Here is a 5,545-nt window from a genome sequence, read left to right as displayed (position 1 = left end):
AAGAAGATCATTAAGAGATTATGAAGAACAACTTGTGTGGATTTTTACTGGTTGATTGATCGAAATTATTTTCATTGATTGATGGTAGAAATTACTCGAAGTTTATTTGAGAAATATTTGTCAGAAAATTGATGAGCCAAGATTGGTGCCCTTTAAAGGTACTACTGATTTTAAACTGAAGAGTTTGATCATGGCTCAGATTGAACGCTGGCGGCAGGCTTAACACATGCAAGTCGAGCGGAGTTGTGGTGCTTGCACCATAACTTAGCGGCGGACGGGTGAGTAATGCTTAGGAATCTGCCTATTAGTGGGGGACAACATTTCGAAAGGAATGCTAATACCGCATACGCCCTACGGGGGAAAGCAGGGGATCTTCGGACCTTGTGCTAATAGATGAGCCTAAGTCGGATTAGCTAGTTGGTGGGGTAAAGGCCTACCAAGGCGACGATCTGTAGCGGGTCTGAGAGGATGATCCGCCACACTGGGACTGAGACACGGCCCAGACTCCTACGGGAGGCAGCAGTGGGGAATATTGGACAATGGGCGCAAGCCTGATCCAGCCATGCCGCGTGTGTGAAGAAGGCCTTTTGGTTGTAAAGCACTTTAAGCGAGGAGGAGGCTCCTATAGTTAATACCTATAGTGAGTGGACGTTACTCGCAGAATAAGCACCGGCTAACTCTGTGCCAGCAGCCGCGGTAATACAGAGGGTGCAAGCGTTAATCGGATTTACTGGGCGTAAAGCGTGCGTAGGCGGCTTTTTAAGTCGGATGTGAAATCCCTGAGCTTAACTTAGGAATTGCATTCGATACTGGGAAGCTAGAGTATGGGAGAGGATGGTAGAATTCCAGGTGTAGCGGTGAAATGCGTAGAGATCTGGAGGAATACCGATGGCGAAGGCAGCCATCTGGCCTAATACTGACGCTGAGGTACGAAAGCATGGGGAGCAAACAGGATTAGATACCCTGGTAGTCCATGCCGTAAACGATGTCTACTAGCCGTTGGGGCCTTTGAGGCTTTAGTGGCGCAGCTAACGCGATAAGTAGACCGCCTGGGGAGTACGGTCGCAAGACTAAAACTCAAATGAATTGACGGGGGCCCGCACAAGCGGTGGAGCATGTGGTTTAATTCGATGCAACGCGAAGAACCTTACCTGGTCTTGACATAGTAAGAACTTTCCAGAGATGGATTGGTGCCTTCGGGAGCTTACATACAGGTGCTGCATGGCTGTCGTCAGCTCGTGTCGTGAGATGTTGGGTTAAGTCCCGCAACGAGCGCAACCCTTTTCCTTATTTGCCAGCGGGTTAAGCCGGGAACTTTAAGGATACTGCCAGTGACAAACTGGAGGAAGGCGGGGACGACGTCAAGTCATCATGGCCCTTACGACCAGGGCTACACACGTGCTACAATGGTCGGTACAAAGGGTTGCTACCTAGCGATAGGATGCTAATCTCAAAAAGCCGATCGTAGTCCGGATTGGAGTCTGCAACTCGACTCCATGAAGTCGGAATCGCTAGTAATCGCGGATCAGAATGCCGCGGTGAATACGTTCCCGGGCCTTGTACACACCGCCCGTCACACCATGGGAGTTTGTTGCACCAGAAGTAGGTAGTCTAACCGCAAGGAGGACGCTTACCACGGTGTGGCCGATGACTGGGGTGAAGTCGTAACAAGGTAGCCGTAGGGGAACCTGCGGCTGGATCACCTCCTTAACGAAAGATTGACGATTGGTAAGAATCCACAACAAGTTGTTCTTCATGACGATGTATCTGAGGGTCTGTAGCTCAGTTGGTTAGAGCACACGCTTGATAAGCGTGGGGTCACAAGTTCAAGTCTTGTCAGACCCACCACTATCTGACTACAGAAAAAAGATACATTGACTTATTGATAAGCTGGGGACTTAGCTTAGTTGGTAGAGCGCCTGCTTTGCACGCAGGAGGTCAGGAGTTCGACTCTCCTAGTCTCCACCATATATTGAACATCAATATATAAGCTAAGTGATTAGATTATAGAAATTAGTAAGAAGTAGACGTTGGTTTACATTTTATTAACTTCTGTGATTTATCACAGTTTCCTGACCTGACGAAGGCTGGAAAAATCATTAACAGAATATATTTGAGTTGAAATAATTTGTTCATACTCGTTTTAAGATCGACATTAGCAGTCATTTATGACTAGTTGATGAAGATTAAGAAATGAGTTACTAGCGAAATTAACTGAATCAAGCGTTTTGGTATATGAATCTAATTGAAGCTGTACGGTGCTTAAGTGCACAGTGCTCTAAACTGTTATGTTGGTTGATCTACTTGTAGGATCAAACGACTGTTTGGGGTTGTATAGTCAAGTAATTAAGTGCATGTGGTGGATGCCTTGGCAGTCAGAGGCGATGAAAGACGTAATAGCCTGCGATAAGCTCCGGGGAGGCGGCAAATATCCTGTGATCCGGAGATTTCTGAATGGGGAAACCCACTTACCATAAGGTAGGTATCGCAACATGAATACATAGTGTTGCGAGGCGAACGAGGGGAAGTGAAACATCTCAGTACCCTTAGGAAAAGAAATCAATTGAGATTCCCTCAGTAGCGGCGAGCGAACGGGGAAAAGCCCATTAAGTTATCTAAGCTTTAGTGGAACGCTCTGGGAAGTGCGAACGTAGAGGGTGATATTCCCGTACACGAAAGGGCTTAGATAATGATGTCGAGTAGGGCGGGGCACGTGAAACCTTGTCTGAATATGGGGGGACCATCCTCCAAGGCTAAATACTCCTGACTGACCGATAGTGAACCAGTACCGTGAGGGAAAGGCGAAAAGAACCCCTGTGAGGGGAGTGAAATAGATCCTGAAACCGCATGCATACAAGCAGTGGGAGCCGACTTGTTCGGTGACTGCGTACCTTTTGTATAATGGGTCAGCGACTTACATTCAGTAGCGAGGTTAACCGAATAGGGGAGCCGTAGAGAAATCGAGTCTTAATAGGGCGTTTAGTTGCTGGGTGTAGACCCGAAACCGGGTGATCTATCCATGAGCAGGTTGAAGGTTAGGTAACACTGACTGGAGGACCGAACCCACTGTCGTTGAAAAGCCAGGGGATGACTTGTGGATAGGGGTGAAAGGCTAATCAAACTCGGTGATAGCTGGTTCTCCCCGAAAGCTATTTAGGTAGCGCCTCGGACGAATACCATTGGGGGTAGAGCACTGTTTCGGCTAGGGGGTCATCCCGACTTACCAAACCGATGCAAACTCCGAATACCAATGAGTACTATCCGGGAGACAGACTGCGGGTGCTAACGTCCGTAGTCAAGAGGAAAACAATCCAGACCGCCAGCTAAGGCCCCAAAATTATAGTTAAGTGGGAAACGATGTGGGAAGGCATAGACAGCTAGGAGGTTGGCTTAGAAGCAGCCACCCTTTAAAGAAAGCGTAATAGCTCACTAGTCGAGTCGGCCTGCGCGGAAGATGTAACGGGGCTAAAACTATATGCCGAAGCTGCGGATTTGCAATTTATTGCAAGTGGTAGGGGAGCGTTCTGTAAGCCGATGAAGGTGGATTGAGAAGTCTGCTGGAGGTATCAGAAGTGCGAATGCTGACGTGAGTAACGACAATGCGAGTGAAAAACTCGCACGCTGAAAGACCAAGGGTTCCAGTCCAACGTTAATCGGGGCTGGGTGAGTCGACCCCTAAGGCGAGGCCGAGAGGCGTAGTCGATGGGAAATTGGTTAATATTCCAATACTTCTGTGTAATGCGATGAGAGGACGGAGTAAGTTAAGTCAGCCTGGCGTTGGTTGTCCAGGTGGAAGGATGTAGGCATGTATCTTAGGCAAATCCGGGGTACTCTATGCTGAGATCTGATAGCAAGCTGTACTTGTACAGTGAAGTGGCTGATACTATGCTTCCAGGAAAAGTCTCTAAGCTTCAGTTACACAGGAATCGTACCCGAAACCGACACAGGTGGTCAGGTCGAGTAGACCAAAGCGCTTGAGAGAACTCTGCTGAAGGAACTAGGCAAAATGGTACCGTAACTTCGGGAGAAGGTACGCTGCCGGCGGTGATAGGACTTGCTCCTTGAGCTGTTGGCAGCCACAGAAACCAGGCCCCTGCAACTGTTTATTAAAAACATAGCACTCTGCAAACACGAAAGTGGACGTATAGGGTGTGATGCCTGCCCGGTGCTGGAAGGTTAATTGATGGGGTTAGCGTAAGCGAAGCTCTTGATCGAAGCCCCAGTAAACGGCGGCCGTAACTATAACGGTCCTAAGGTAGCGAAATTCCTTGTCGGGTAAGTTCCGACCTGCACGAATGGCATAATGATGGGGGCGCTGTCTCCAGCAGAGACTCAGTGAAATCGAATTCGCCGTGAAGATGCGGTGTACCCGCGGCTAGACGGAAAGACCCCGTGAACCTTTACTGCAGCTTGACATTGAACTTTGATCTTACTTGTGTAGGATAGGTGGGAGGCTTTGAAACCAGGACGCTAGTTCTGGTGGAGCCAATCTTGAAATACCACCCTGGTAATATTGAGGTTCTAACTCTGTCCCGTTATCCGGGACGAGGACCATGTCTGGTGGGTAGTTTGACTGGGGCGGTCTCCTCCTAAAGAGTAACGGAGGAGTACGAAGGTGCGCTCAGCGTGGTCGGAAATCACGCGTAGAGTATAAAGGCAAAAGCGCGCTTAACTGCGAGACCCACAAGTCGAGCAGGTACGAAAGTAGGTCTTAGTGATCCGGTGGTTCTGTATGGAAGGGCCATCGCTCAACGGATAAAAGGTACTCTGGGGATAACAGGCTGATACCGCCCAAGAGTTCATATCGACGGCGGTGTTTGGCACCTCGATGTCGGCTCATCTCATCCTGGGGCTGAAGCAGGTCCCAAGGGTATGGCTGTTCGCCATTTAAAGAGGTACGCGAGCTGGGTTTAGAACGTCGTGAGACAGTTCGGTCCCTATCTACCGTGGGCGTTGGAAATTTGAGAGGATCTGCTCCTAGTACGAGAGGACCAGAGTGGACGAACCTCTGGTGTACCGGTTGTGACGCCAGTCGCATCGCCGGGTAGCTATGTTCGGAAGGGATAACCGCTGAAAGCATCTAAGCGGGAAGCCTACCTCAAGATAAGATTTCCCTAGGACTTTATGTCCTCTAAAGAGCCGTTGAAGACTACGACGTTGATAGGTTGGATGTGGAAGTGCGGTGACGCATGAAGCTGACCAATACTAATTGCTCGTGAGGCTTGACTATACAACACCCAAACAGTTGTTGTATAAAAGCTCAATTGATTCGATATTCAGCAAAACAGCTTGATTCATAAGCTCGTTAGTAAGACAATATTCAACTCAAGTATCTCTGTTAATAACTCATTTGACCAAAGCTAGGCAAAACGAAGCGAAAGCAACGTAAATAAGACCATAGCGAGTAATCATAAACAGTTGTGCTGGCGACAATAGCAAGAGTGAACCACCTGATCCCTTCCCGAACTCAGAAGTGAAACCTCTTAGCGCTGATGGTAGTGTGGGATTACCCATGTGAGAGTAAGTCATCGCCAGCTCATTATTC

2 tRNA genes and 3 rRNA genes are annotated in these 5,545 nt (G+C 48.5%); all 5 read left to right on the top strand.

Annotated features, from left to right (window positions below):
* Nucleotides 1-172 precede the first annotated feature (172 nt).
* The 5 genes from WAE57_RS15670 (at nt 173) to rrf (ending at nt 5,537) form a co-directional block, all read left to right on the top strand.
* Nucleotides 173-1,710: ribosomal RNA gene (locus tag WAE57_RS15670) — 16S ribosomal RNA — on the top strand.
* Nucleotides 1,711-1,771: 61 nt separating this feature from the next.
* Nucleotides 1,772-1,848: transfer RNA gene (locus tag WAE57_RS15665), tRNA-Ile, on the top strand.
* Between the two features lie 44 nt (nt 1,849-1,892).
* Nucleotides 1,893-1,968 (top strand) — tRNA-Ala (locus WAE57_RS15660).
* A gap of 368 nt (nt 1,969-2,336) precedes the next feature.
* A 23S ribosomal RNA gene (locus tag WAE57_RS15655) occupies nt 2,337-5,230 on the top strand.
* A gap of 192 nt (nt 5,231-5,422) precedes the next feature.
* Nucleotides 5,423-5,537, top strand: a 5S ribosomal RNA gene (gene rrf / locus WAE57_RS15650).
* Together the 16S, 23S and 5S rRNA genes with 2 tRNA genes alongside form the textbook arrangement of a ribosomal RNA operon.
* The last annotated feature ends 8 nt before the right edge of the window (nt 5,538-5,545 follow it).

This window comes from Acinetobacter sp. NS-4, from assembly GCF_037402435.1.
In the GTDB taxonomy this organism is placed as follows: domain Bacteria; phylum Pseudomonadota; class Gammaproteobacteria; order Pseudomonadales; family Moraxellaceae; genus Acinetobacter.
The sequence above is the reverse complement of the archived record's forward strand: the minus strand, read 5'-3'. Positions and strand labels throughout refer to the sequence as shown.